We start from the raw sequence: 25,279 nt of genomic DNA, 5'->3' as shown, positions 1-25,279 counted from the left end.
GGAACCGTCAACCCGCCTTCACGAGTAATTTCCATGACCTTTGCCCTGCCGGAACTGCCGTACCCCCGCGAAGCACTCGAGCCGCACATGTCGCGCGAGACCTTCGAGTACCACTACGGCAAGCATCACAAGGCCTATGTCGACATGGCCAACAAGCTGATCGTCGGTACCGAATTCGAGAACGCGTCGATCGAAGACGTGATCAAGAAGTCGTCCGGCAAGCTGTTCAACAACGTCGCCCAGATCTGGAATCACACCTTCTTCTGGCATTGCCTTACGCCAAGCCAGGCTGCCCCCGGCAAGAAGCTGACCGACGCGCTGGTCAAGACCTTCGGCGGCATCGAAGACTTCAAGAAGCAGTTCACCGAAGCCGCCATCGGCACCTTCGGCTCGGGCTGGGCCTGGCTGGTCAAGAAGTCAGACGGCACGCTGGCGATCGTTTCGACCACCGGCGCCGGCAACCCGATGACCAATGGCGACACGCCGCTGCTGACCTGCGACGTCTGGGAACACGCTTACTACATCGACTACCGTAATGCCCGTCCGACCTACCTGGAACACTACTGGTCGCTGGTGAACTGGGAATTCGTCGAGAAGAACCTGAGCTGATCGCAGCAGATCGGGCACGTCCGTCCCGCGTGGACGGACGACGCCCGGTTCATTTATGGTTGAAAGGGTCGCCGGTTGCGACCCTTTTTGTTTTTGGCCTTTCACCCCCTCCTTCAGACCCTTGCATGACCCGCTGCCCGCCGTGACCCGGGCCGCGCTCCACCGGATTTCGAGATGACTCGTCACCTGCTCAAGCTCAGCGACTTCACTTCCGACGAACTGCGCGCCATCGTGCTGCGCGCCATCGAGATGAAGAAGTCCGGCCCGACGCGAAACGGCGTGCTGACGGGCAAGACGCTGGCGATGATCTTCACCAAGAACTCGACGCGCACCCGTGTCAGCTTTGAAGCCGGCATGGCCAAGTTCGGCGGCCACGCGCTGTTCCTGCATTCGAACGCCACCCAGCTCGGCCGCGACGAACCGATCGAGGACACGGCGAAAGTGCTGTCGCGGATGTGCGACGCGATCATGATCCGCAACGATTCCCAGGCCGATCAGGAAGCGCTGGCTTCGGCCTCCCGCGTGCCGGTGATCAACGGCCTGTCGGACCTGCATCACCCCTGCCAGTTACTGGCCGACATGCAGACCTGGTTCGAGCATCGCGGTGATCCGAAGGGCAAGGTCGCGGCCTGGATCGGCGACGGCAACAACGTCTGCCATTCCTGGATCGAAGCGGCAGCGCTATTCGATTTCAGCTTCCGCATCGCCTGCCCCAAGGGTTTCGAGCCGGCGGCGGACATCGTCGCGGCTGCAGGCAGCCATGTCGAACTGCTGCGCGGCGCCAGCTTTGCCGCCAATGGCGCGGACGTTCTGGTCACCGATACCTGGACCAGCATGGGCCAGGAAGCCGAGCAGCAGCGCCGGGTCACCGCATTCGCCGACTACCAGATCGACGCAGCGCTGATGACCCGCGCCAAGCGCGACGCGATCTTCATGCACTGCCTGCCGGCGCATCGCGGCCAGGAAGTGTCGGCCGAAGTCATCGACGGACCGCAGAGCGTGGTCTGGGACGAAGCCGAAAACCGCATGTGGGCGCAGATGGCGCTGCTCGAACATCTGCTCTCGAAGTGAGCCTGCAGATGACGCTGCCGGCTTACGTCAATGATCTGGACGCCGTCGTCGCCCAAGCCATTGCCGAAGATCTGGGCAGCGGCGATCACACGGCGCGTCTGGTGCCAGCCGACCAGCAGGCCAGCGCGCGAGTGATCTCCCGGGAAACTGCGGTGATCTGCGGCCGGGCCTGGGTCGATGCGGTGTTCGCGCAGCTCGATGACTCCGTTCAGCTCGAATGGCTGGTCGACGATGGCCAGTTAGTGGCCGCTGATCAAGTGCTCTATCGCCTGCAAGGCTCGGCGCGCAGCCTGCTGACCGGTGAGCGCACGGCGCTGAACTTCCTGCAGTCACTGTCCGGCACCGCGACTGCGGTGCGCGAGTACGTCGACGCTGTGGCGGGCACCGGTGCGGCGATCGTCGATACCCGCAAGACCTTGCCCGGCCTGCGCAATGCCCAGAAGTACGCCGTGCTCTGCGGCGGCGGCGTCAACCATCGCATCGGCCTGTACGACGGCATCCTGATCAAGGAAAACCACATCGCTGCAGCCGGAGGTATCGCCGAAGCGATTGCCGCCGCGCGCGCGCTGGATTCCGGTGTGCCGCTGATGACCGAAGCGGAAACGCTGGACGAAGCCCGCATCGCCCTGGATCAGGATGTCGATCTATTGCTGGTCGATGATTTCGCCGACTCCGAACTGATTGCCGCCGTGCGTCTGACCCAGGCCCATCGCGCTGCTGGCGGCCGCACGCTGATCGAATACTCCGGCGGCGCTACGCTCGCGAACATCCGCGCGATTGCCGAAACCGGCGTCGACCGCATCTCGATCGGCGCCATCACCAAGCATGTCCGCGCCGTCGATCTGTCGATGCGTTTCACCTGACAGCGCCCGGCGGCCGAAGCGCACAATGCTTGCAGAGCGACCATCCGAGTCGTAGCCAAGGCCATGTCGGGGAATGTTCCGGTGACTGCTTATCTGCAACTGCTGAAGCGCGTGCCGCTGTTCCAGGATTTTTCCGACAGCGATCTCGGCGAACTGGAACAGCTGCTGCTGCCGCGCAAGGTTGTGCCTGGCACCTTGCTGTTCTCGAAGGGCGAGCACGGCGGCTCGATGTTCATCGTCGTCAGCGGCAAGGTGCGCGTGCTGCTGCCGGCCACGCAACAAGGTGCCGCGCCGGTGATGCTGCAGGAACTGGGCGAAGGTGAATTCTTCGGCGAGATGGCGCTGATCGACAACGAGCCGCGCAGCGCCAGTGTCGACGTGCCGCACGGTGCGGAGCTGGTCGAACTGACCCGCGACAGCTTCATCGCCCAGCTCGATCGTTCGCCGCGCATCGGCATCTCGATGCTGGCGGTGATGTCACGGCGACTGCGCACCGCTGCCGAGCTGCTTGGCACGCCGGCATCCCGCGACATCAATCGGGAATCCGATGAACAACAGACCTGGTCGCAGAAGCTGGCCGATCGGGTGGCGCAGTGGAACGGCAGCTGGTCCTTCCTGATCCTGCTGATTGTTTCGACGGCGCTCTGGACCGGTGTCAACGCCGTGCCCGGTTTGCAGTTCGATCCCTATCCGTACCAGTTCTTCAACTTCTTCCTGGCGTTTCTGGTCGCCGTGCAAGGGCCGCTGCTGATGATGAGTCAGAACCGGCAGGTGCTGAAGGAACGCCTGCACGCGGAAGCCGATTACCGGGTCAACCTGAAGAACGAGACCGGCATCGGCCAGGTACTGCTCGAACTGGCCGAACTGCGCCGCGAGCTGGCAGAGGTTCGCCAGGCAACTGTTACCAAGGTCGGCGGCGCCAAGTAGCGCCGCCGACTCCAGAAGTCTCTGATCTCGCTCAGCGCCCGCCGAGCACCGGCGTGCAGAAGCAGTAGGCGTAGACGCGCTGCGGGTCGTCGAGACGACGCACGGCATCCCCGATCGCCCGGGCCGGTGCCGCCAAGGCGCCACCCGGAAGCTGGCCCAGCAGCGCGCCATAGAGATTGCCCTGGCCGCTCATGCCCTGTCCCTTGCCGAACAGCTCGCCGAGCAGTTGCTTGAACAGATCGCGATCCGGCTGCATCTCGTTGAGCTGATAGCGGCCGGGGGTGAGCTTGGCCAGCTGCGCCAATGCCGTTTCGGCATCCTGGAAGCTGCCGAGCGAATCGACCAGCCCGAGTTCCTTCGCCGCCTTGCCGCTCCAGACCCTTCCGCGAGCGATCGAATCGACCTGCTCGACCGGAATCTCGCGACCCTTGGCCACGCCTTCGATGAAGTTGCGATAACCCTTCTCGATCTGCAGCTGGAACAGCGTCTTGACGCTGTCGGCCAGCGGCCGGTCGATGCGGAACGCGCCGGCCAGCGGCGTGGTGCCGACGCCATCGGTGTGGATGCCGATCTTGTTCAGCGGCTCGTTGATGGTCGGGATCATGCCGAAGATGCCGATCGAGCCGGTGATCGTCGTCGGTTCTGCCCAGATCTGGTCAGCGTCCATCGAAATCCAGTAGCCGCCGCTCGCCGCCAGGGTCGACATCGACGCGACGACCGGCTTGCCGGCTGCCTGCAGCGCCAGCACGCCACGACGAATCTTCTCCGAGGCGAACACGCTGCCGCCCGGCGAATTCACCCGCAACAACACCGCCTTTACCTTGTCGTCGCGGCGGGCGCGGTCGAGCAGATCGGCGATGGTGTCGCCGCCAGCGTTGTTGTCCTCGCCATCACCGTCGACGATTTCGCCCTGAACGATCACCACGGCCATCTTGTCGGCGCCACGTGCGGATTTTTCGGCGTGGACGGCGGCCAGATAGCTGCCAGCGTCGATCTGACGGAACGAGCCGTGATCGTCGTCTTCGCCTACCCGTTCGATCATCCGTTTGCGGAAATCCGCCTGGGTTTCGATCTGGGTCACCAGGCCGGCTTCGAGCGCATAGGCAGCGAGATCGCCCTTGTGCTTCTCCAGCCCCGCCGACAAGCCGGCGATATAGCGATTGGCGGCGTCCGGCGTCAGCTTGCGCGCGTCGCCGATGGTGGTGCCGTACAGGCTCCAGAGATCGCCGAGCCAGGCCTGGTTCGCGGTGCGGGCCTCGGGCGACATGTCGTTACGCTCGTAAGGCTCGACGGCGGATTTGAACTCGCCGACGCGAAACACGTTGATCTGCACGCCCAGCTTGTCCAGCGCGTCCTTGAAGTAGTTGGTGTAGACCGAAAAACCTTCGAGCAGCACCGAACCGAGCGGATCGATCGAGATTTCATCGGACTGCGCGGCGATGTAGTACTGCTTCTGATCGTAGGAATCGCCGTAGGCGTACACCGGCTTGCCGGCCGCGCGGAACTTGCGCAGGGCGACGGCGATTTCTTCCAGCTGCGGCAGACCGGCGCCGGCCATGTCATCGAGCTTGACGACGATCGACGGAATGCGCGTATCGGTGGCAGCGGCGTCGATGGCATCGACCACTTCGCGCAACGAGGTCTGGGTCGGCTTGTTGTCGCTGAACCGCTGCAGGAACGCGCGGCTGCGGTCGTTCGGGATCTGGTCGCTGAGATCGCCGAACGGGATCACGGTCAGCGCGACGTTGTCCTCGATCACCGGCGTCTGGTCACGACTGCCGGCCCAAATGCCGACGCCGAGGACGACCAGCGAAAGAATGACCAGGGCGCGGAAGCAGAACACGATCAGCGTCCAGATCCAGCTGAACAGACGCACGATCAGGGGGCGCGGCTCACTCATGAGGGGGAAATCCGGGGCAATGGGGACGGAAAAGTATCGCACGGGGCTTGCCAGTACGCGGCTCGAGAGAGGTTCCGCGACCGGGGCTTTGAAGCGGCGAATGCATCCCCATCATCCGCTCATTGCCACCGATGGTGCACTGCCGCACCGCTGCACACCGCGGGGCTTTATGCTTCGCGCCTGCCGTCCGGTCTTTCTCGAATTCGTTACTGAAAAATCATGAGCAACCATCATCCGCTGATCATTCTCGGCTCCGGCCCCGCCGGCTACACGGCTGCGGTCTATGCAGCTCGCGCCAATCTGAAACCGGTGCTGATCACCGGCGTCGAACAGGGCGGCCAGCTGATGACCACCACCGAGGTCGACAACTGGCCGGGCGATGTCGAGCACCTGCAGGGTCCGGATCTGATGGACCGCATGCGCCGCCACGCCGAGCGCTTCGATACCCAGTTCATCTATGACCACATCGACAAGGTCGATCTGAAGAACCGGCCGTTCACCTTGCACGGCGGCAGCGGCAGCTACACCTGCGACGCGCTGATCATCGCCACCGGCGCCAGCGCCAAGTACCTGGGCATTCCGTCCGAAGAATCGTTCAAGGGCAAGGGCGTGTCGGCCTGCGCGACCTGCGACGGCTTCTTCTACAAGGGCCAGGAAGTCGCCGTGATCGGCGGCGGCAATACGGCGGTCGAAGAAGCGCTGTACCTCGCCAATATCGCCAGCAAGGTCACCATCGTCCACCGCCGCGACAAGTTCAAGGGCGAGAAGATCCTGCACGACAAGCTGTTCAAGCGGCAGGCGGAAGGCAAGGTCGAGATCATCTGGAACTCGTCGCTCGATGAAGTGCTCGGCGATGCGACCGGCGTCACCGGCATGCGGGTCAAGAACGTGCAGGACGGCAGCACCCGCGAGGCCAAGCTGGCCGGCGTGTTCATCGCCATCGGCCATTCGCCGAATACCGGCATCTTCGAAGGTCAGCTGGACATGGCGGGCGGCTACCTGAAGGTGAAAAGCGGCAGCGAAGGCAATGCCACCGCGACCAGCGTCGAAGGCGTGTTCGCGGCCGGTGACGTGATGGATCACGTCTATCGCCAGGCGATCACTTCGGCCGGCACCGGCTGCCAGGCCGCGCTCGATGCCGAACGCTATCTGGACAAGCTGCACGGCGGCTGAAGCGCCGTCAGCAGTAACAGCAGAACCCTCGCACGAGCAATGTCGACGCGAGGGTTTTTTATTGGCCGCGCGACTGGCACAGTGCCGGCCATGTCGCTGCCCCGCTCCGTTGTTCTAATTGCTTTGACGCTGATCGGCCTTCTGCTTGGCGGCTGTGCGAGCCGCCCGACGCCGGATCATCTCGCACTGCGCCAGCATATCGTCGAGACCGCCCTCGGCCAGCTGGGCCGGCCCTACCACTACGGCGGCCACGATCCGGATGGCTTCGATTGCAGCGGTCTGGTGCAGTTCGCGTACAGCGAAGCCGGCGTGATCGTGCCGCGCGATACCCGTTCGCAGCGCGATGCGGGCAAGACCTTGTCATTGAGCGAGGCACAGCCCGGCGATCTGCTGTTCTACCGTTTCGAGAACGGCGGTGGCCTGCATGTCGGCCTGTATCTGGGCGATGGCCGGATGATTCATGCGCCGGCCTCGGGGCGGCAGGTCAGCCTGGTCGAAGTTGCTTCGCCGATCTGGAAGAAGCGCTACCTGGAAACGATCCGGCTGCTGCCGTGAATCGGCAGGCGTGCTTTGTAATCAGCGACAGGATTCCGCCTTGGTCAGCACTTCCATCGGCACCTTCTGCCCGCCGTGCAGGCCGCCGTGCAGCACCACATGGCGGCAGGCGCCGCTGACGGTGCAGATGTCGCCGCAGGCTCCGTAACGGCGCTCGCTTTCAGGCGCCGCAGTTTCAGGAATCGAACGCATCAGTGAATCCAGCGTCTGCGCGATGCGGTTGTGAGGACTGATCAGGCCGCCCTGCAGCAGCAGCGCCATCATCGAGGCGGTCAGCACCACCACCAGCGGCGTCAGTACCGAGGCACCGGCCATCGCTGCGGCAAATCGCCGGCGACCAGACAGGCGGGGTCGCGAGCTGCGCCCATCCACAGATGGCGGACCACTCTCTCGTGGCTGCGATCCCTGCACGTCAATCCCTCGCCGTTCCCGGCCAGGTCTTTACAAGTTCTGTTCCCGCGGCTTCTGGACGAATCGCGTCAAAAAAACGGCACGACGAAAAACAGTCGTGCCGTTCGATCCGTCAGTACCGAGGCAACCTGAACCTCAGTCGATGACGATCCGGCCTGCTTCGGGCTTGGCATTCGACAGGATCAGCGTGTTGAGCCGGCGCACGAAGGCGGCCGGATCTTCGAGCTGGCCACCTTCGGCGAGCACGCTCTGGTCATACAGGATCGCCGCCAGATCATCGAATTCGCCATCGCCGGCGGCTTTCAGACGCTCGACCAGCGGGTGCTCGGCATTGATTTCCAACACCGGCGGCATGGCCGGCGCGGCTTGCCCTGCCTGCTTGAGAATCTTCTCCAGGCGACGGCTGTAGCCGAAGTCCGGCGCCACCAGACAGGCCGGCGATTCGACCAGACGCGACGACAATCTGGCGCTTTCGATCTTCGCGCCCAGCGATTTGCCGAGCCGCTCAAGCAGCGGCGCGAATTCGGTCTCGGTCTTTTCCTTCTCCTCAGGCGTGCTGGCGTCCGCAGCCAGATCGGCGCCGCCGACGGCGCAGGATTCCAGCTGCTTGCCGTCGAACTCGTTGAGGTGCATGACCACCCATTCGTCGATGCGATCGGACAGCAGCAGCACTTCCCAGCCCTTCTTGCGGAAGCCTTCGACATGCGGCACGGCGCGCGCAGCGGCAGGCGAGTCGCCGGTCACATAATAGATCTTGGTCTGGCCCTCCGGCATCCGGGCCACGTAATCGGCCAGCGACACCTTGGCGCCATCGGTCCCGGTGGTGGAATCGAAGCGGCACAGCTTGGCGATGCGCTCGCGATTCACCGCGTCCTCGACCAGACCTTCCTTCAGCACGGCGCCGAAGATGTCCCAGAACTTCGCGTAGTCGTCTGGCTTGTTCTTGGCCAGATCGTCGAGCATGTCGAGCACTCGCTTGGTCAGTGCGGACTTCAGCTTCTCGACATTGCGATTGCCCTGCAGCAGTTCGCGCGACACGTTCAGCGGCAGATCATCGGAATCGACCAGACCGCGGACGAAGCGCAGATAGGCCGGCAGCAACTCGGCACCGTGATCCATGATGAACACGCGCTTCACGTACAGCTGCAGGCCGCGGGTCTTGTCGCGATCCCAGAGATCGAACGGTGCGGCGCCAGGAATGTAGAGCAGCGAGATGTAGCTGAGATTGCCTTCGACCCGCTGATGCGCCCAGCTCAGCGGCTTGCCTGGATCGAAGGACAGCGCGGTGTAGAAGCTGTGATAGTCCTCGTCGCTCAGCTCCGACTTCGGACGCGTCCAGAGTGCTGCGGCCTTGTTCAGCGTCTCGACCTCGCCGTCATCGACCTTCAGCCGCACCGGCAGGCCGATGTGGTCGGAGTACTTGCGCACCAGATGGCCGATGCGGCCGGCTTCAAGGAACTCCTTCTCGTCGTCGCGCAGATGCAGCGTGATATCGGTGCCACGTTCGTTCTTGATGACCGGCTCCAGCGAATAGCTGCCCTCGCCGGTCGATTCCCAGACATGTGCTGCGGTCTCGCCGGCCCGGCGTGACGTGACCGTGACCTTGTCGGCAACGATGAACGCCGAGTAGAAGCCGACGCCGAACTGGCCGATCAGCTGCGCGTCCTTCTTGCCGTCCGCAGACAGCTGCTCCATGAACGCCTTGGTGCCGGAACGGGCGATGGTGCCGAGGTTGTCGACCAGATCCTCGCGGCTCATGCCGACGCCGTTGTCGCGCACGGTCAGCGTGCCAGCGGCGCTGTCGACGATCAGATCGACGGCCAGCACGGTGTCTTCGCCGAACAGCGCCGGATCCTGGATCGCCAGGAAGCGCAGCTTGTCGGCGGCGTCCGAAGCATTCGAGATCAGCTCGCGCAGGAAGATTTCCTTGTTCGAGTACAGCGAGTGGATCATCAGCTTCAGCAGCTGGCGGGTCTCGGTCTGGAATTCGAATTGCTGCGGGGCGGCGGAATCGGTGGTCATGGAATGCTCTCGGTGATGTTGGCCAACCCCGCCTTGTTGGGTTCATCCAGCAAGGCTTTCAAGGGGTTGAGCACGAACTCCGGCAGTACGACGGACACAAAAAAGCCGGCATCGTTTCCGATGCCGGCTTTTTTAGGACCGCGGCGCGCCGTGATGGCGCGCGACGAGTCTTAGCCCAGCTTTTCCTTGATGCGAGCCGCCTTGCCCTGACGGCCGCGCAGGTAGTACAGCTTCGCGCGGGCGACGCTGCCGCGGCGCTTGATGGTGATTTCAGCGACCTGCGGGCTGTAGCTCTGGAAGACGCGCTCCACACCTTCGCCATGCGACATCTTGCGCACGGTGAACGCGGAGTTGACGCCACGCGAACGCTTGGCGATGACCACGCCTTCATAGGCCTGGAGACGCTCGCGGTCGCCTTCCTTGACCTTCACCTTCACTTCAACCGTGTCTCCCGGGCGAAAATCCGGGATGACCTTGCCGGCCATCGTCTCTGCATCCAACGCCTGAATGATCTTGCTCATGTCAAAACACCTCGTTTCAATGGTGACGTCGTTCGACGTCTAGTTTTTCTCGCCGGAGTGCTCGGATAGAAACTCCCGCAGCAACTCGGCATCGGTACGGCTGATTTGCAGCTTTTCCAGCAAATCAGGTCGCTTCAGGAAAGTGGCCCCTAACGCCTGTTTTCTACGCCAACGCGCGATTTTCGCATGATCGCCGGACAACAGCACGTCCGGTACCGGTGCATCGCGCCACAACGGCGGCCGCGTGTAGTGCGGATGATCGAGCAGGCCAGTACTGAATGAATCGGCTTCGGCCGATCCTTCATGCCCCAGCACGCCCGGCAGCAAGCGCGCCATCGCGTCCACCAGCACCATCGCGGCGAGTTCCCCGCCCGACAGCACGAAATCGCCCAGCGACACTTCGAAATCGATCAGCGGCGTGACCCGCTCATCAAGCCCTTCGTAGCGTCCGCAGATCAGCACGAGTGCCGGTTCTGCCGCCAGTTGCTCCACCAGCGCCTGGGTCATCGGCAAGCCTTGCGGGCTCAACGCAATGACCTTGGCTTCGACACCAATCGCCGTTTTCGCGGCAGCGATCGCATCCGCCAATGGCCCTGGCTCCATCACCATGCCGGGACCGCCCCCGTAGGAACGATCGTCGACACGGCGGTCGGCCCCATCGCTGTAATTGCGGAGATCGCGGGCATGGAACTGCAATGCACCACTTTCGACCGCTTTCCGCGGGATACCGACCTTGACCACCTGTTCCACGAACGCAGGAAACAGGCTCACCACATCCAGCTTCACCTCAGTAGTCCGGCGCCCAGTCGGCGACGATGCGCCGAGCTTCGGTATCCACCGACAGGATGATCGGCCCCTGCACGAACGGAATCAGTCTTTCGACCTCCCCATCGCTCAGCACCAGCACATCCTGAACTCCGTTTTCCATCATTCCGGTGACCATGCCGAGCGGCTCGTCCTTGTTGGAGACGACGCTCATGCCGATCAGGTCCGCCCAGTAGTAGCTGCCGGCGGGAGCCGGCGGCAGTTCCGTGCGATCAACCGAAATGTCCTTGCCGACCAGCCGAGCCGCGATATCGCGATCGGTGATCGGCTGGCCATCGCGTCCGGACAGCTGGGCGATGATGCCGTTGACCTGAGCTTTCGCATCGACCAGAACCGACGCGTAGCCATCGTCAGCACCCAGCCACCACAAGGGATACTTCAGGAGGTTTTCAGCCGGGCGGGTGTTGGAAACGATCTTGACCCAGCCCTTGACACCGAAGACGCCAGCGACGCGACCCAGCGTCACCCGGCGTGCGCTATCCGACACTTCAGGCGGCAGCGGCGACCGGCACGCTCTTGACGAGGTAGGCAACGCGCTCCGACACCTGGGCGCCGTTCTGCTGCCAATAGGCAATGCGGGCGGTATCGACAACCAGCTTCTGCTCGGCGCCGCGGGCGTTCGGGTTGTAGAAGCCCAGGCGCTCGACGAACTTGCCATCGCGCGACGAACGGCTATCGGTCGCAACGACGTGGTAGAACGGGCGCTTCTTGGCTCCGGCGCGGGCCAGACGAATCTTCATCATGATCTTTTGAACTCTTAAGGAAATGCTGACGCAAGGTACGCGAAAGCGCGGAATGATAATGCCCGCCCCCTTAAATTGAAAGATCGGCCCGTAAATTGCTCGCGGAGCGCGCTTGCTTCGACGATCAACTGAGTGTTACCGATCGTTAACACTGTCGGTCCTCCCTCCTTTATCATGGCGGCAACTATCGTTCCCGAGCCTCCCATGACCGATCTGACCATCAACGGCGTCAAGCACACCCACAATGGCGACGCGGCGATGCCGCTGCTGTGGTTCATCCGCGACGAAGTCGGCATGACCGGCACCAAGTTCGGCTGCGGTGTTGCCCAATGCGGCGCCTGCACGGTGCACCTCGATGGTCAGCCGATCCGCTCCTGCGTCACGCCGGTTTCGGTCGCTGCCGGCAAGAACATCACCACGATCGAAGGCGTGGCTTCCGACAAGGTCGGCGCGGCGGTACAGGCTTCGTGGCGCAAATTGGATGTTGTCCAGTGCGGCTACTGCCAGTCCGGCCAGATCATGTCGGCCGTGGCACTACTGGCCAAGAACAAGGCACCAAGCGATAGCGACATCGACAGCGCGATGGGCGGCAACGTCTGCCGCTGCGCGACCTATGTCCGCATTCGAGCGGCGATCCACGACGCCGCCACGGCGCTGGCCTGAACCCACCGGAGATCATCAGCATGGGCATCATGAAACGCATCACCGGTAACGACGCCAAAGCCAACAGCGCCAGCACGCCGCTGATCAATGTCAGCCGTCGCAGCTTCCTGCAGGGTACCGGCGGACTGGCCATCGGCGTCTGTCTGGGGCCGATCGCCTGTTCGTCGAAGGACGCCGGCACGGCCGCAACAGTCGCCAGCAACATCCCAGCTTTCGAGCCGAACGCTTTCATCCGCATCGGCGCCGACAACTCGGTGACGGTGATCGCCAAGCATCTGGAGATGGGCCAGGGCACCTTCACCGGCCTTGCCACGCTTGCCGCCGAAGAACTCGACGCCGACTGGTCGCAGGTCTCGGTCGAAGCCGCGCCGGCCGATGTCACCAAGTACAAGAACAACCTGCTCGGCGGCCAGGGCACCGGCGGTTCGACCGCGATGGCCGATTCTCACGAGCCGATGCGCAAGGCCGGCGCCACCGCGCGGGCCATGCTGGTCAGCGCTGCCGCTGCCGAATGGCAGGTGCCGGTTGCCGAGATCACCGTCAGCAAGGGCACGATCCGTCACGTCGCTTCGAAGAAGGAAGCCAGCTTCGGCCAGATGGCCGACAAGGCCGCCAAACAGCCGGTGCCGGCCGAAGTGGTGCTGAAGGATCCGAAGGACTTCACGCTGATCGGCAGCCAGACGGCCACGCGCAAGGACTCCGCCGCCAAGACCAATGGCACGGCCAAGTTCACGCAGGACGTGAAACTCGACGGCATGCTGGTCGCCGTGCTCGCGCATGCGCCGCACTTCGGCAGCACCATCAAGAGCTTCGACGACAGCAAGGCCCGCGCCGTGGCCGGTGTCGTCGACGTGATCCGCGTCGATGCCGTGCCGGGCGTCAATCGCGCCGCCGTCGCCGTGCTCGCCAGAAACACCTGGGTCGCCAAGCAAGGCCGCGATGCGCTGGTCGTCGAATGGGAAGAAGCCGAAGCCTTCAAGCTCAGCTCGGCCGACATGTTCAAGCAGTTTCATGAGCTCTCAGCCAAGTCAGGCCTGGTCGCCGGCACTCGCGGCGATGCGGCTGGCGCGCTGAAGAAGCCGGCCAAGCTGATCGAAGCGAGCTATGAATTTCCCTACCTCGCCCACGCGGCGATGGAACCGCTGAACTGCGTCATCCATTACACCGGCGACGCCTGCCAGATCTGGAACGGCGAGCAGTTCCAGACCTTCGATCAAGCTGCTGCTGCTGCCACGCTCGGGCTGAAGCCGGAGCAGGTCGGCATCACCCAGCTCTATGCCGGCGGCAGTTTCGGCCGCCGTGCCAGCTCGAAGTCGGACTTCATCGTCGAAGCCGCCACCCTGGCCAAGGCTGCGTACGCGAAAGGCGTGAAGGCGCCGCTGAAGATGGTCTGGACCCGCGAGGACGACATGCGCGGCGGCTACTACCGCCCGGCGTTCGTGCACGCGATCAAGGCCGGTCTCGACAAGGACGGCAAGCTGATCGGCTGGCAGCAGCGCATCGTCGGTCAGTCGATCGCCAAGGGCACGGCGCTGGAGCCGTACATGGTCCATGAAGGCGTCGATCACACCTCGGTCGAAGGCACTTCGGACACCCGCTACGACATCACCAACCTGCAGGTCGAACTGCATTCGGTCGACTACAAACTGCCGGTGCTGTGGTGGCGTTCGGTCGGTCATACGCATACCGCGTACGCCGTCGAAACGATGATGGACGAGCTGGCGCATGCGGCCGGCAAGGATCCGGTCGAATTCCGTCGCGCGCTGCTCGAAAAGCAGCCGCGTCACCTCGCCGTGCTGGAACTGGCGGCGGCGAAATCCGACTGGGGCAAGCCGCTGGCGCCGATCGCAGGCATGAAGCGCGGCCGCGGCATCGCCGTGCACGAGTCGTTCAACACCTTCGTCGCCGAAGTGGCGGAAGTGAGCATCGATGCCGACGGCATGCTGAAAGTCGATCGCGTCGTCTGCGCCGTCGACTGCGGTCTGGCGATCAACCCGGACGTGATCAAGGCGCAGATGGAAGGCGGCATCGGCTTCGGCCTCGCGGCGATCCTGCATTCCGAGATCACCTTCGATCAGGGCAAGGTCGTCCAGGGCAATTTCGGCGAATACCCGATGCTGCGCATCAACGAGATGCCGGTGATCGAAGTGCATCTCGTCGCCTCGGCCGAAAAGCCGACTGGCGTCGGTGAACCGGGCGTGCCGCCGATCGGTCCGGCGGTTGCCAATGCGGTGTTCGCGGCGACCGCCAAGCGCATCCGCAAGCTGCCGTTCGGCGACCAGCTGAGCGCTTGATCGCAAGCTTCAACCGGGCCGCTCCCCGCCAGCCGGGGTCGCGGCCCTTTTCATTTCGGACGAGGCCATGAACACCCCCCAGGAATTCGGCAGCTTGCTCGCCGGTCTGCGCAGGCTCAGCGACAGCGGCTTCGCGCATGGCGGCGGCGCGCTGGCGACCCTGACCCAGACCAGCGGCTCGACTTTCCGCCGTGCCGGTGCGCGGATGCTGGTCTGCGGCGATGGCACTGTGGTGCGCGGCCTGTCCGGTGGCTGTCCGGAGGCCGACATCATCAGCCGCGCCCGTGAAGTGATTGCCGACGGTACAGCCCGCATCGTCCGCTACGACCGCGAGTCCGGCCTCGATGCGCTGCTGGAACTGGGCTGCGGCGGCGAGCTGGAAGTGCTGATCGAGCCGCTGACCAAGGCCCGCGACCTCGATTTCATTGACGCCGCTGCCGACTGTCTCGCCGCCCGCCGCAGCGGCGTGCTGGCCACCGTCTACCGTCGCGACGGCGCGGTGATGAATCCGAAGCCGCGGCGCATGGTCATCGACGAAGGCCGCATCGTCGTCAACGAATTCGGCGCCGGGCTGATCAGCGGCGTGCTCGCCGATCTGGCGCTGGACCGCCTGCCGATCGCGCCAAGCGTCGAGCGCTTCACGCACGGCGGCAATGCCTACGAAGTACTGCTCGAAGCGCTGATTCCGCCGTATGCGCTGTTCATCGTCGGCATCAACGCCGGCGCCGTGGCGCTGGCGCGGATCGCCGCCGTGCTCGGCTGGCAGGTGACTTTGGTCGACGACCGCGACGATCGCGGCGAACGTACCTGGTCGGGCGGCCTGCTGCCGGACAACGTCCGCCGGGTCACGGCAACGCCGCAGCAGATCGCCGGGCAGCTGGAGTTCGACGCTCGCAGTTTCGCCGTGGTGATGACCCACAACCTCGGCCGCGACATCGACTACCTGCGCGCGCTCGGCGATGCGCCGCTCGCTTATCTCGGCTCGCTAGGCTCCCGCCAGCGGGCGGCGCGCTTGTACGCAGGCTCGGGGCTTTCCGCCGAACAACTGCGCGCGCCTGCCGGGCTCGATCTCGGTTCGGAGACGCCGGAAGAAATCGCGCTGGCGATCAGTGCGGAAATCCTTGCGGTGACCAGTGGTCGCGCGGCAGAGTCGCTCAGTCAAACGACTGGACCGATCCACGCATGAACGCTTCGAATGCTTCGCCTGTCGTCATGGTCATGGCTGCGGGTGCTTCGACCCGCTATGGCAGCGCGAAGCAACTGGCTCGACTGCCGAATGGCTGCACTCTGGTTCGCCATGCCGCCGTGACCGCCATCGAAACCGGCCTGCCGGTGCAGATCGTGATCGGCGCGCACGGCGAACTGGTACGTGCGGAACTGATCGGGCTGGAGCTGGCCATCGTCGATGCCACGGAATGGTGGCGCGGCGTCGGCCGCTCGATCGCCCAGGGCGTTGATGCCTTGGTCGCCCGCGTCGGCAAGCCGACCAGCGTGCTGCTGACGCTCGCCGATCTGCCGCAAGTCACGTCGAAAGACCTGCTGCGCCTGGCCGAGATGCATCGCCAATCACCGGACCGTCTGCTGGTCTCCGGCTTCGGCGATAACCGCGGCCCGCCCTGCCTGTTCCCGGCTGATTGCCTGCCGGCGCTGCAGAAGCTGGACAGCGACGACGGCGCCCGCGGTGTCGTCAAGGCGAATGCGGAGCGAGTCGTTGCGGTGCCGCTGGCAGCGGCCGGCTTCGATATCGACCGACCGTCAGACCTGCTGAAGATGCCGCCCACATAAGACGACCATCGGCCGCCCTTGCCGGCGCTGCAATCAGCGCCCCGGCGGCCCGAAGCCCGGCGGCATGCGGCCAGCCAGTGCCCGCATCATCTTGGCCATGCCGCCGCCCTGGAGCTTCTTCATCATCTCCTTGGTCTGGTCGAACTGGCGCATCAGCTTGTTCACTTCCTGCACTTCAAGGCCGGCGCCCTGGGCGATGCGCTTCTTGCGCGAGGCCTTGATCAGATCCGGGAAGCGGCGCTCCTGCTTGGTCATCGAATTGATGATCGCGACTGCGCGCTTGATCTCCTTCTCCGGCTTCACGTTCTTCATCTGCGCCTGCAGCTTGGCGCCGCCGGGCAGCTTCTCGAGCATCGAGGCCATATCGCCCATCTGTTCCATCTGCGCCATCTGCTGACGGAAGTCTTCGAGGTCGAAGCTCTTCTTGCTCTTCAACTTCGCCGCCAGCTTGCCAGCGGCTTCAGTGTCGACCTTGCGGGTCGCTTCCTCGATCAGGCCAAGCATGTCGCCCTGGCCAAGGATGCGGGCGGCAATGCGATCCGGATGGAACACTTCGAGCGCGCCGGACTTCTCGCCAACGCCGATGAACTTGACCGGCTTGCCGGTGACGTGGCGCACCGACAATGCGGCACCGCCACGCGAATCGCCGTCGGTCTTGGTCAGGATCACGCCGGTCAGCGGCAGGCGATCGGCGAAGGCCTTGGCGGTATTGGCAGCGTCCTGGCCGGTCATCGAGTCGACGACGAACAGGGTTTCGACCGGGTTCAGCGCGGCGTGCAGGGCCGCGACTTCCAGCATCATTTCCTCGTCGATGCCGAGGCGGCCGGCGGTGTCGACGATCAGCACATCGGCGAACTGCAGCTTGGCGTGGGCCAGCGCCGCCTTGGCGATCTCGACCGGCGATTCGCCGACCTTCGACGGGAACCATTCGACCTCGACCTGGCCGGCAACGACGCGCAACTGCTCGATGGCCGCCGGGCGATAGACGTCGCAGGAGACGACGATGACTTTCTTCTTGTCGACCTCGCGCAGCCGCAGCGCAAGCTTGCCGGTGGTGGTGGTCTTGCCCGAGCCCTGCAGGCCGGCCATCAGGATCACGGCGGGTGGCTGGGTGCGGAGGTTCAGCGGTTCGGCAGTGCCGCCGAGCGTTGCCGTCAGTTCCTGCTGCACGACTCGCAGCATCGACTGGCCCGGCGTCAGGCTTTCGGCGACTTCGGTGCCGACCGCGCGTGCCTTGACCTTCTCGATGAACTCGCGGACCACAGGCAGCGCCACGTCCGCCTCGAGCAGCGCCATGCGCAATTCGCGGGCAGCGGTGTTGACCTGGTCTTCGGTCAGGCGACCCTGGCCGCGCAGCGCGTCGAGCGTGCGGGTCAGGCGGGAACTCAGATTCTCGAACATGGGCAGACAGGATCTTGGCGTTTTGGAACGCGGCGATTATGCCGGACGGCCAGATGCTCTAGACAACGATCTCGTCGCCGATCCGAAGGTGCCGGTACTGCCAGCCAGCCAGCGCCACGGTGCATTGCTCGGCGATCAGCGTTTCGGAGCCCGGCTTGGCGTGGGTCAGATGCAGCATCGGCCGATGCCTGAGCTTGCCCAGCTCGCTGCCGAGACGGCCCGGCGTGAAATGCCGTGCCCGCTGGGCCAGCGCGTCCTCGTGATTCGGGAACGCCACTTCGATCATCAGATGATCGAGACGCGGAAGAGCATTGAGGAAGTCCCAGATCCGGTCATGGGCGTAGGTATCGCCGCTGAACGCGAACACGCCGTTTCCGTCATCGACGATATAACCCACCGCCGGCACCGTATGCGACACCCGGAACGGCGTGATCGACAAGGCGCCGAGCGTCAGCGAAGTGGCCGGCGTCAGCGGTTCCAGCACGATCAGCGGATGTTCGGCGTCCGGCAGCGCGGTGAAATCCGGCCAGACCTTCCAGTTGAAGATGTGTTCGCGCAGCACTGCCAGCGCTTCCGGAATCGCGTGCACCTTGAGCGGGTGATCGATCTCGCCGAACAGGTTGTCGGCCATGAACGCCAGGCCGCAGATGTGATCGAGATGGGCGTGGGTCAGCAGCACGGTCCTGATCGCTGCGAGTTCGGCCGGCTGGAGATCGCCGACGCCGGTGCCGGCGTCGATCAGCAGCGCGCCGTCGATCAGCAGGGTCGTCGTCCGCAGACCCGGCCCGATACCGCCGCTACATCCGAGAATCCTGATCTGCATTGCGCCCAGCAGTGAGTTCGGACGGCAAATCTAGCACGCGCGTTTTCGTTGCCGGCCGCGCAGATGCCGGTCGTTGTTCCGAGGCTGCCTGCGGCACGTTACTATCCGGTCAGCCGACAACGAGCGCCCATGTCCCTCACCTTCAGCCTGATCGCCGCCATCCTGTACGCCATCGCCGGCTGGCGTGCGCTGCGTATCAAGATCGAGGGCGAACATCTGGTGCTGACCGTGGCGCTGCTCGCCCACGCAGCGGCGCTGAGCCAGCAGGTGATCGCCGGATCGAATCTGGTGATCGGCATTGCCGAATCGCTGTCGATGCTCGGCTTCCTCTCCTCGCTGATGCTCTGGGTGTTCTGCTTCCGCGAGCCGTTGCACGCGCTCGGCGTGGTGCACTACCCGGTTACCGCAATCTGGGCGCTGGTGCCGGCGTTTTTCACCGATCACGGCCATCCGATTCCGCTGGCGGACTGGAAGATCGGCCTGCACATCATCTTTTCGCTGCTCAGCGCCGGCCTGCTGACCCTGGCCTCTATCCAGGCGATCGCCACGCTGAGCCTCGATCGCATGCTGCGCAAGCCGGCGAACATCACGCTGCTGCGCCGGCTGCCGCCGCTGCAGACCATGGAGCGGCTGCTGTTCCAGCTGATCTTCTTCGGCTTCTTCCTGCTGTCGCTGACCCTGCTCAGCGGCATGCTGTTCGTCAACAACCTGTTCGCCCAGCACCTGGTCCACAAGACCGTGCTGAGCTTCTGCGCCTGGCTGACCTTCGGCATGCTGCTCTGGGGCCGGATGCGTCATGGCTGGCGTGGCCGCACCGCGGTGCGCTGGGCGCTGTCTGGTTACGCCGCGCTGGTGCTGGCCTATTTCGGCTCGAAAGTGATCCTCGAACAAGTGCTCGGACGCAGCTGGTATTGAGCCACGCGGCCCGCAGCAATCGGACGCAGGCTTGACACGCCACCCCGCCTGTCCGGTTTAATGAGGTCCGGGGGGTCAAGGGTTTCCAGTTGGACGACAAGACATTAGTAGCGCTGCTGATCCTGCTGGTCTTCCTGCTTCTGCTGTCGGCGTTCTTCGCCGGATCGGAAACGGCGTTGATGGCACTCAACCGCTATCGCCTGCGCCACCTGGCGAAATCCGGTCACCGCGGCGCCAAACTCGCTGAAAAGCTGCTGGAGCGGCCCGATCGCCTGATCGGCATGATCCTGCTCGGCAATATCGCCGTGCATTCGGCGTCCACCGCGATCGCCACCATCATCACCCTGGAGCTGTACGGCAGCGCCTGGATCGCCGCGACCACCGGCGTGCTGACGGTGTTCATCCTGATCTTCGGCGAGATCGCCCCGAAGACGCTCAGCGCACTGCATCCGGAAAAGGTCGCGATCCCGTCCGCGTACATCTACACGACGCTGCAGTGGATCGTGTACCCGGTGGTCTACGTGGTGAACGTGCTGTCGAACGGCGTGCTGCGGATGTTCGGCGTCAGCCCGGAGGATGCTGCCGCACACAGTCTGTCGAGCGAGGAACTGCGCTCGGTGGTGGCGGAGGCCGGCGCCATGATTCCCGAGCGCCATCAACGCATGCTGCTGTCGATCCTCGATCTGGAAAAGGCGACCGTCGAGGACATCATGATTCCGCGCAACGAGATCGTCGGCATCGACATCTCCGAGCCCTGGGAAAAGATCCGCGAAGTGATCATCGCTTCCAGCCACACGCGGCTGCCGGTGTTCGATGGCTCGATCGACGATCTCAAGGGCATCGTTCATCTGCGCAAGGTGCTGCGCCTGACCGTGCAGGACAACCTCACGCTCGAAACCCTGCTGACCCTGGTCCGCGACCCCTACTACATCCCCGAAGGCACGCCGCTGAACCAGCAGCTGCTGAACTTCCAGGACCAGAAGCGGCGCATCGGTTTCGTGGTCGACGAGTACGGCGACATCCAGGGCCTGGTGACCTTGGAAGACATCCTCGAAGAAGTGGTCGGCGAGTTCACGTCGGACCCGGCAACGCGGGTCAAGAACGTCTATCTCGATGCTGATGGCAGCGTACTGGTGCACGGCTCGGTGACCATCCGCAGTCTCAACCGCTCGCTGAACTGGAAGCTGCCGACCGGAGGGCCGAAGACGCTCAACGGCCTGGTCATGGAGCAGATGCAGGAACTGCCGCGCCCGGGCGCGCGGCTGGTGATCGGCGGCTATCAGGTCGAGATCACCGATATCCGCGCCAACGCGGTGAAGAGCGCGCGGATACGGCCGATAGCGGTGACTGCGTCCTGAAGCTGTCGGGCGCCAAGCCCTCCGGTAGACTTCCGCCGGGGCTCACGCAGACGCCCTCGGTACCGACGATTCTCGTCCAAGCTCTGCTCCAGCCTGGGCTCGAGCCCGACGGAGCCTTGTGACTACCCTTCCTGAAAATCCGGCCCTGATCGCCGAAACGCTGCCGCGCCCTGCCCCAGTGCCATTCGGGGTAGCGCTGCGCTTCTGGCTATGGCTCGGCTTCGTGTCGTTCGGCGGCCCGGCCGGACAGATCGCGGTGATGCACCAGGAACTGGTCGATCGCCGACGCTGGATCTCCGAACGCCGTTTCCTGCACGCGCTGAACTACTGCATGGTGCTGCCCGGCCCGGAGGCGCAACAGCTCGCCACCTACATCGGCTGGCTACTGCATGGCACTCGCGGCGGCATCGCGGCCGGGGCGCTGTTCGTCCTGCCGTCGCTGGCGATGCTGATCGGCCTGACCTGGGCCTATCTGGCGTTCGGCCAGGTGCCGGTGATCGCCGGCATCCTTTACGGCATCAAGCCGGCGGTGACTGCGATCGTCGTCCAGGCAGCCTGGCGGATCGGCAAGCGGGCGCTGCACAACGCAGCGCTGTGGGCGATCGCCGCCGCAGCCTTCGTCGCGATCTTCGCACTGCATCTGCCGTTTCCGCTGATCGTGCTCGGCGCAGCGGCACTCGGTTTCATCGGCGGGCGCATCGCCCCGGAGCGCTTCAAGGCCGGCGGCGGCCATAGCGGCCTCAAGGGCAGTGGCGCGCCTTACCTGATCGACGACGACGCCGTGATCCCGCACGCCGAGTACCGGACGGCAGGCTTGATCACGGTGCTGATCATCGGCATCGCGCTTTGGGCCTCGGTCCGGCTGGCGCTGGTCGCCACACTCGGCAGCGACAACCCGATCACCCGGATGGCCACGTTCTTTTCGGGCGCGGCACTGCTGACCTTCGGCGGCGCCTACGCGGTGCTGCCCTATGTCTTCGAATCCGCCGTCAACCAGTTCCGCTGGCTGTCGGCCGGCCAGATGATCGATGGCCTGGCGCTCGGCGAAACCACGCCGGGCCCGCTGATCATGATCGTCGCCTTCGTCGGCTTTGTCGGTGGCTGGCAGACCGATGCGCTGGCCTCGGCACTCGGCGCCGGCCATCTGCTCGCTTCGGCGACCCTGGCCGCCTGCGTGGCGACCTGGTTCACCTTCCTGCCGTCGTTCGTGTTCATCCTGGCCGGCGGCCCGCTGGTCGAAGCGACGCGCAACGATCTGCGCCTGACCGCACCGCTGACCGGCATCACCGCCGCCGTCGTCGGCGTGATCCTCAATCTGGCGCTGTTCTTCGCCTTCCACGTGCTCTGGCCGCAAGGCTACCCTCAGCCGTTCGAGTGGCCGGCCGCGCTGATCGGCGTTGCTGCCCTGATTGCTTTGCTGCGCTACGGCCTCAGCGTGCCGAAGCTGATCGGCCTCTGCGCGCTGGCAGGATTGGCGATCGAGTTCGGGTTGCGCTGAAACTCCGCCAGCAGCGGAAGCGGAGTTTCAGATCGCGTCCAGCGCCTGCGTCAGCCGCTGCACGGCAATCACTTCCAGATCGAGCTTGACGTTCTTCCGCGGCTTGTTCGCCTCCGGCACGATCGCCCGCTTGAAGCCGTGCTTGGCGGCTTCCTGCAGGCGCTCTTCGCCGGCCTGTACCGGGCGGATTTCGCCGGCCAAGCCGACTTCGCCGAAGACCACGGTGTCATTCGGCACCGGCTTGCCGCGAAAGCTCGACAAGGCCGCGAGCAGCAGTGGCAGATCGGCCGCCGTTTCCTGGATGCGCATGCCGCCGACGACATTGGCGAACACGTCCTGATCGCCGAGCGCGATGCCGGCGTGGCGATGCAGCACCGCCAGCAGCATCGCCAGACGATTGCCTTCCAGGCCCAGCGCCACCCGGCGCGGATTGCTGCCCTGGGTCGCATCGACCAGCGCCTGCACCTCGACCAGCAACGGCCGCGAGCCCTGCCGGGTGACGGTGATGACGCTGCCCGGTACTGGCTGTTCGTGACGCGACAGGAACAGTGCCGACGGATTCGACACTTCCTTCAGGCCGACATCGGTCATCGCGAACACGCCCATCTCGTTGACCGCGCCGAAGCGGTTCTTGACCGCACGAACGATTCGATAGCGGCTGCCGACGTCCTGCTCGAAATACAGCACGGTGTCGACCATATGTTCGAGCACTCGCGGGCCGGCAATGGCACCCTCCTTGGTGACATGGCCGACCAGCACGATCGTGCAGCCCTTGCCCTTTGCATAACGCACCAGCTGGGCCGCGCATTCGCGCAACTGCGATACCGAACCGGGCGCGGCGTCCAGCGCATCGGTATACAGCGTCTGGATCGAATCAAGCACCACGAAGCCGGGCCTGGTGCGGGTCAAGGTATCGAGGATGGTTTCCAGACCGGTTTCGGCGAGCACCGGCAGGTCCAGCCTCGGCAAGCCCAGCCGCCTCGCACGCAATGAAACCTGGGTCAGCGATTCCTCGCCGGTCACATACAAGGTGTTGACCCGGCCTTCGAGCGCCGCCAGCGCCTGCAGCAGCAGGGTCGACTTGCCGATGCCGGGATCGCCACCGATCAGGATCACCGCGCCCGGCACGATGCCGCCGCCGAGCACGCGATCGAGTTCGGAAAGACCGGTCGGCACCCGCTCGGTGTCTTCGCCGGTGATCTCGTCGAGCCGGCGCACCGCACTGCGTTCAACCGAGAAACTGCCGGCCCGGGCTTTCGGCTTCGAGGTCGTGGTCTCGACCAGGGTGTTCCACTCGCCGCAGTCCGCGCACTGGCCCTGCCACTTCGGTGCGTCGGCGCCGCAGGCGTTGCAGACGTAACGCAGCTTGGCGGCGCCCGGGTTCAGAGACTTGGCCATCGTCAGGCGTGATTCGGCGTCAGTGGCTGGCGGACTTGATTGGCGCGCGCAGCAGCACGATGACCACGGTGATCAAGGTCACCGCGCCGACCACCGCCGGCAGGAACGCGGCAGCACCAGCCCAGTTGCCTTCACCGAGGCGGTTGGTGCCCATGGTCAGGCCGTGGTTGTAGCCGAACATGCTGAACACGTAGAAGCAGAAATTGCCCCACAGGGCGATCAGCACGCCCCAGCGCACGGTGCTGGCCTGGCCGTCGCGGAGCACGAACAGCCGCACGACCATGCCGAGCACGATCGCCATGATGCCGTTCAGCAGCATGCCGAGATGCACGGCGCGCCAGCCGGCGACGGTGCCCGGCAAGTCGTATTCGATGAAGATCGGAATCGGCGAGAACGACAGGCCGCCGATCATCTTGAAGGTCAGCATGAAACCGCCGATCAGCGCGACCAGCATGCCGGCCAGGCCGTTCTTGATCAGGACAGCGGATGTACGTTCGACCATGGTGCTTCTCCCCTATTTAGTAATTGTGTTTGGTTTGTTCGCCAGTTTGCCCTACGCTCCGACGCGAGGAGACATAAAAATAATGAGAGGTGCGTCATGGCAGAGCTTGCGAAACATCCGATGGATGATTTTCCGGTCAGGCCGCTGCGATTCCCGCTGGGCCCTGACCAGAATGTAGACGTGGTCTGGAGCCGGACCAAGCCGGAGTTCTCGGTATTCCTGAATGCGCTGGCGATGCACGTGCCGCATTTCGAGCGCTATCTGGTCGCCACCATGCGGGCCGCTCGAGAGCAGATCACGGACGAAAGTCTGCGTCTGCACGTGACCCGGATCATCGGCCAGGAAGCCAACCACTCGCGAAATCTGCTGGCTTTCAACGATGCGCTGCGCAATCGCTATCCGGACATCGTCGCGATCGACGATGCCTCGATCGCCTGGTTCAAGCAACACACGGATCAAGACACGATGAAGAAAAGAGTCGGCTTCACCGCCGGCTACGAAACCTTCACCTTCCTCGCCGGCATGATCATCCTGCATCATCACGATCGCTGGTTCGCCGATGCCGATCCGACGATGAAAGCGGTCTGGGTCTGGCATCAGGTCGAGGAGATCGAGCATGGCGCCGTCGCCTTCGAAGTCTGGAAGTACCTCTACGGCCGTCACGAGTGGTATCGCAAGGCGATGGTGCTGAAAGCCGCGCTGCATATCGCCCAGGAAACCCTGAGCCTGTATCCGCGCATGGCCCGCCACGAAGGCTGGCTGCGGTCACCGTGGAAAGCCCTGAAGACGATGGCCTTCTGCGGCGAAATGCTCGGCCGTCTGTTCATCGCAGCCCTGCCGGTGTTCAGCGCCAGCTACCACCCGCGCCGTCATCCGATCGCGACGACCCGGCAGGACCCGATCCAGATCGCCTGGCGGCGCTTCGAGGCCGACGGCGGCGATGTGCTCTCGATCGATCACGCCAAGATGGCGGCGATGATGCGAGTTCCCGAACAAGCCTGATTCCGCCGCGGCCGCCATCC

25 protein-coding genes are annotated in these 25,279 nt (G+C 64.4%); 14 read left to right on the top strand and 11 right to left on the bottom strand.

Annotated features, from left to right (window positions below):
- Positions 1-33: 33 nt before the first annotated feature.
- The 4 genes from G513_RS0103975 (at position 34) to G513_RS0103960 (ending at position 3,470) form a co-directional block, all read left to right on the top strand.
- Positions 34-609: a superoxide dismutase gene (locus G513_RS0103975; RefSeq protein WP_022975532.1), complete on the top strand. Its 576-nt coding sequence runs from the start codon at positions 34-36 to the stop codon at positions 607-609.
- A 174-nt stretch (positions 610-783) separates the two neighbouring features.
- Positions 784-1,680, top strand: a complete 897-nt coding sequence (gene argF, locus G513_RS0103970; RefSeq protein ID WP_022975531.1) for an ornithine carbamoyltransferase — start codon at positions 784-786, stop codon at positions 1,678-1,680.
- A gap of 8 nt (positions 1,681-1,688) precedes the next feature.
- Positions 1,689-2,543, top strand: a complete 855-nt coding sequence (nadC, locus tag G513_RS0103965) for a carboxylating nicotinate-nucleotide diphosphorylase (protein WP_028475113.1) — start codon at positions 1,689-1,691, stop codon at positions 2,541-2,543.
- Positions 2,544-2,606: 63 nt separating this feature from the next.
- The gene (locus tag G513_RS0103960) at positions 2,607-3,470 is read left to right on the top strand and encodes a DUF1003 domain-containing protein (protein ID WP_028475112.1); all 864 of its coding nucleotides are present in this window, start codon (positions 2,607-2,609) and stop codon (positions 3,468-3,470) included.
- 31 nt (positions 3,471-3,501) lie between these two features.
- On the opposite strand, the gene sppA is transcribed toward G513_RS0103960, so the two are convergent.
- Complete coding sequence (sppA, locus tag G513_RS0103955; RefSeq protein ID WP_022975529.1) at positions 3,502-5,370, bottom strand: signal peptide peptidase SppA; 1,869 nt, start codon at positions 5,368-5,370, stop codon at positions 3,502-3,504.
- Between the two features lie 219 nt (positions 5,371-5,589).
- On the opposite strand from sppA, the gene trxB reads away from it, so the two are divergent.
- Both trxB and G513_RS0103945 read left to right on the top strand, forming a co-directional pair.
- Complete coding sequence (trxB, locus tag G513_RS0103950; protein ID WP_022975528.1) at positions 5,590-6,543, top strand: thioredoxin-disulfide reductase; 954 nt, start codon at positions 5,590-5,592, stop codon at positions 6,541-6,543.
- 90 nt (positions 6,544-6,633) lie between these two features.
- Entirely contained in the window at positions 6,634-7,098 is a 465-nt protein-coding gene (locus tag G513_RS0103945; protein WP_022975527.1) for a C40 family peptidase, read from the top strand.
- Positions 7,099-7,119: 21 nt separating this feature from the next.
- Here the strand turns inward: G513_RS0103945 and G513_RS0103940 are convergent, their stop codons facing one another.
- The 6 genes from G513_RS0103940 to rpsP form a co-directional block, all read right to left on the bottom strand.
- Entirely contained in the window at positions 7,120-7,413 is a 294-nt protein-coding gene (locus tag G513_RS0103940) for a hypothetical protein (protein ID WP_022975526.1), read from the bottom strand.
- A gap of 231 nt (positions 7,414-7,644) precedes the next feature.
- Positions 7,645-9,531: a molecular chaperone HtpG gene (htpG, locus tag G513_RS21250; protein WP_022975525.1), complete on the bottom strand. Its 1,887-nt coding sequence runs from the start codon at positions 9,529-9,531 to the stop codon at positions 7,645-7,647.
- A 170-nt stretch (positions 9,532-9,701) separates the two neighbouring features.
- Positions 9,702-10,052 (bottom strand): 50S ribosomal protein L19, encoded by a 351-nt coding sequence (rplS, locus tag G513_RS0103925; RefSeq protein ID WP_022975523.1) that lies wholly within the window; start codon positions 10,050-10,052, stop codon positions 9,702-9,704.
- Between the two features lie 39 nt (positions 10,053-10,091).
- Positions 10,092-10,838 carry a tRNA (guanosine(37)-N1)-methyltransferase TrmD gene (gene trmD / locus G513_RS0103920; protein ID WP_022975522.1) on the bottom strand — a complete coding sequence of 249 codons (747 nt, stop codon included), beginning with the start codon at positions 10,836-10,838 and terminating at the stop codon, positions 10,092-10,094.
- A 1-nt stretch (position 10,839) separates the two neighbouring features.
- Positions 10,840-11,364, bottom strand: coding sequence for a ribosome maturation factor RimM (gene rimM / locus G513_RS0103915; protein ID WP_028475111.1), 525 nt, complete (start codon positions 11,362-11,364; stop codon positions 10,840-10,842).
- Between the two features lies 1 nt (position 11,365).
- Entirely contained in the window at positions 11,366-11,620 is a 255-nt protein-coding gene (gene rpsP / locus G513_RS0103910; RefSeq protein WP_022975520.1) for a 30S ribosomal protein S16, read from the bottom strand.
- Positions 11,621-11,824: 204 nt separating this feature from the next.
- Here rpsP and G513_RS0103905 point away from each other — a divergent pair, with 204 nt between their 5' ends.
- From G513_RS0103905 to G513_RS0103890, 4 genes are all read left to right on the top strand, one after another.
- Positions 11,825-12,283, top strand: coding sequence for a (2Fe-2S)-binding protein (locus G513_RS0103905; protein WP_022975519.1), 459 nt, complete (start codon positions 11,825-11,827; stop codon positions 12,281-12,283).
- 20 nt (positions 12,284-12,303) lie between these two features.
- Entirely contained in the window at positions 12,304-14,577 is a 2,274-nt protein-coding gene (locus tag G513_RS0103900) for a xanthine dehydrogenase family protein molybdopterin-binding subunit (RefSeq protein ID WP_022975518.1), read from the top strand.
- Positions 14,578-14,644: 67 nt separating this feature from the next.
- Positions 14,645-15,763, top strand: a complete 1,119-nt coding sequence (locus G513_RS0103895) for an XdhC family protein (protein WP_022975517.1) — start codon at positions 14,645-14,647, stop codon at positions 15,761-15,763.
- Complete coding sequence (locus G513_RS0103890) at positions 15,760-16,362, top strand: nucleotidyltransferase family protein (RefSeq protein ID WP_022975516.1); 603 nt, start codon at positions 15,760-15,762, stop codon at positions 16,360-16,362. Before G513_RS0103895 ends, G513_RS0103890 begins: the two co-directional genes overlap by 4 nt.
- Positions 16,363-16,395: 33 nt before the next feature.
- Here the strand turns inward: G513_RS0103890 and ffh are convergent, their stop codons facing one another.
- On the bottom strand, positions 16,396-17,763 hold the full coding sequence (gene ffh, locus G513_RS0103885; RefSeq protein ID WP_022975515.1) for a signal recognition particle protein: 1,368 nt from the start codon (positions 17,761-17,763) through the stop codon (positions 16,396-16,398).
- 58 nt (positions 17,764-17,821) lie between these two features.
- Positions 17,822-18,586 carry a 3',5'-cyclic-nucleotide phosphodiesterase gene (locus G513_RS21245; protein WP_022975514.1) on the bottom strand — a complete coding sequence of 255 codons (765 nt, stop codon included), beginning with the start codon at positions 18,584-18,586 and terminating at the stop codon, positions 17,822-17,824.
- A 129-nt stretch (positions 18,587-18,715) separates the two neighbouring features.
- On the opposite strand from G513_RS21245, the gene G513_RS0103875 reads away from it, so the two are divergent.
- From G513_RS0103875 to chrA, 3 genes are all read left to right on the top strand, one after another.
- Positions 18,716-19,501: a cytochrome C assembly family protein gene (locus G513_RS0103875; protein ID WP_022975513.1), complete on the top strand. Its 786-nt coding sequence runs from the start codon at positions 18,716-18,718 to the stop codon at positions 19,499-19,501.
- An 89-nt stretch (positions 19,502-19,590) separates the two neighbouring features.
- Positions 19,591-20,859: an HlyC/CorC family transporter gene (locus G513_RS0103870; RefSeq protein ID WP_022975512.1), complete on the top strand. Its 1,269-nt coding sequence runs from the start codon at positions 19,591-19,593 to the stop codon at positions 20,857-20,859.
- 118 nt (positions 20,860-20,977) lie between these two features.
- The gene (chrA, locus tag G513_RS0103865) at positions 20,978-22,357 is read left to right on the top strand and encodes a chromate efflux transporter (protein WP_022975511.1); all 1,380 of its coding nucleotides are present in this window, start codon (positions 20,978-20,980) and stop codon (positions 22,355-22,357) included.
- Between the two features lie 27 nt (positions 22,358-22,384).
- Here chrA and radA read toward each other — a convergent pair whose 3' ends face one another.
- Together radA and G513_RS25320 are read right to left on the bottom strand one after the other, a co-directional pair.
- Positions 22,385-23,755, bottom strand: a complete 1,371-nt coding sequence (radA, locus tag G513_RS0103860; RefSeq protein WP_022975510.1) for a DNA repair protein RadA — start codon at positions 23,753-23,755, stop codon at positions 22,385-22,387.
- A 19-nt stretch (positions 23,756-23,774) separates the two neighbouring features.
- Positions 23,775-24,257 carry a styrene oxide isomerase gene (locus tag G513_RS25320; RefSeq protein ID WP_022975509.1) on the bottom strand — a complete coding sequence of 161 codons (483 nt, stop codon included), beginning with the start codon at positions 24,255-24,257 and terminating at the stop codon, positions 23,775-23,777.
- A 96-nt stretch (positions 24,258-24,353) separates the two neighbouring features.
- Between G513_RS25320 and G513_RS0103850 the strand changes: the two genes are divergently transcribed.
- The gene (locus G513_RS0103850; protein WP_169560497.1) at positions 24,354-25,259 is read left to right on the top strand and encodes a metal-dependent hydrolase; all 906 of its coding nucleotides are present in this window, start codon (positions 24,354-24,356) and stop codon (positions 25,257-25,259) included.
- Positions 25,260-25,279 lie beyond the last annotated feature (20 nt).

The sequence above is a fragment of the Nevskia ramosa DSM 11499 genome (assembly GCF_000420645.1).
Taxonomy (GTDB): domain Bacteria; phylum Pseudomonadota; class Gammaproteobacteria; order Nevskiales; family Nevskiaceae; genus Nevskia; species Nevskia ramosa.
This window is presented reverse-complemented; position numbering and strand designations above follow the sequence as displayed.

Coding starts and splice junctions, on each gene's coding strand:
- G513_RS0103975 (WP_022975532.1), top strand. CDS start 34: ATGACCTTTGCCCTGCCGGAACTGCCGTACCCCCGCGAAGCACTCGAG.
- argF (WP_022975531.1), top strand. CDS start 784: ATGACTCGTCACCTGCTCAAGCTCAGCGACTTCACTTCCGACGAACTG.
- nadC (WP_028475113.1), top strand. CDS start 1,689: ATGACGCTGCCGGCTTACGTCAATGATCTGGACGCCGTCGTCGCCCAA.
- G513_RS0103960 (WP_028475112.1), top strand. CDS start 2,607: ATGTCGGGGAATGTTCCGGTGACTGCTTATCTGCAACTGCTGAAGCGC.
- sppA (WP_022975529.1), bottom strand. CDS start 5,370: ATGAGTGAGCCGCGCCCCCTGATCGTGCGTCTGTTCAGCTGGATCTGG.
- trxB (WP_022975528.1), top strand. CDS start 5,590: ATGAGCAACCATCATCCGCTGATCATTCTCGGCTCCGGCCCCGCCGGC.
- G513_RS0103945 (WP_022975527.1), top strand. CDS start 6,634: ATGTCGCTGCCCCGCTCCGTTGTTCTAATTGCTTTGACGCTGATCGGC.
- G513_RS0103940 (WP_022975526.1), bottom strand. CDS start 7,413: ATGGCCGGTGCCTCGGTACTGACGCCGCTGGTGGTGGTGCTGACCGCC.
- htpG (WP_022975525.1), bottom strand. CDS start 9,531: ATGACCACCGATTCCGCCGCCCCGCAGCAATTCGAATTCCAGACCGAG.
- rplS (WP_022975523.1), bottom strand. CDS start 10,052: ATGAGCAAGATCATTCAGGCGTTGGATGCAGAGACGATGGCCGGCAAG.
- rpsP (WP_022975520.1), bottom strand. CDS start 11,620: ATGATGAAGATTCGTCTGGCCCGCGCCGGAGCCAAGAAGCGCCCGTTC.
- G513_RS0103905 (WP_022975519.1), top strand. CDS start 11,825: ATGACCGATCTGACCATCAACGGCGTCAAGCACACCCACAATGGCGAC.
- G513_RS0103900 (WP_022975518.1), top strand. CDS start 12,304: ATGGGCATCATGAAACGCATCACCGGTAACGACGCCAAAGCCAACAGC.
- G513_RS0103895 (WP_022975517.1), top strand. CDS start 14,645: ATGAACACCCCCCAGGAATTCGGCAGCTTGCTCGCCGGTCTGCGCAGG.
- G513_RS0103890 (WP_022975516.1), top strand. CDS start 15,760: ATGAACGCTTCGAATGCTTCGCCTGTCGTCATGGTCATGGCTGCGGGT.
- ffh (WP_022975515.1), bottom strand. CDS start 17,763: ATGTTCGAGAATCTGAGTTCCCGCCTGACCCGCACGCTCGACGCGCTG.
- G513_RS21245 (WP_022975514.1), bottom strand. CDS start 18,586: ATGCAGATCAGGATTCTCGGATGTAGCGGCGGTATCGGGCCGGGTCTG.
- G513_RS0103875 (WP_022975513.1), top strand. CDS start 18,716: ATGTCCCTCACCTTCAGCCTGATCGCCGCCATCCTGTACGCCATCGCC.
- radA (WP_022975510.1), bottom strand. CDS start 23,755: ATGGCCAAGTCTCTGAACCCGGGCGCCGCCAAGCTGCGTTACGTCTGC.
- G513_RS25320 (WP_022975509.1), bottom strand. CDS start 24,257: ATGGTCGAACGTACATCCGCTGTCCTGATCAAGAACGGCCTGGCCGGC.
- G513_RS0103850 (WP_169560497.1), top strand. CDS start 24,354: ATGGCAGAGCTTGCGAAACATCCGATGGATGATTTTCCGGTCAGGCCG.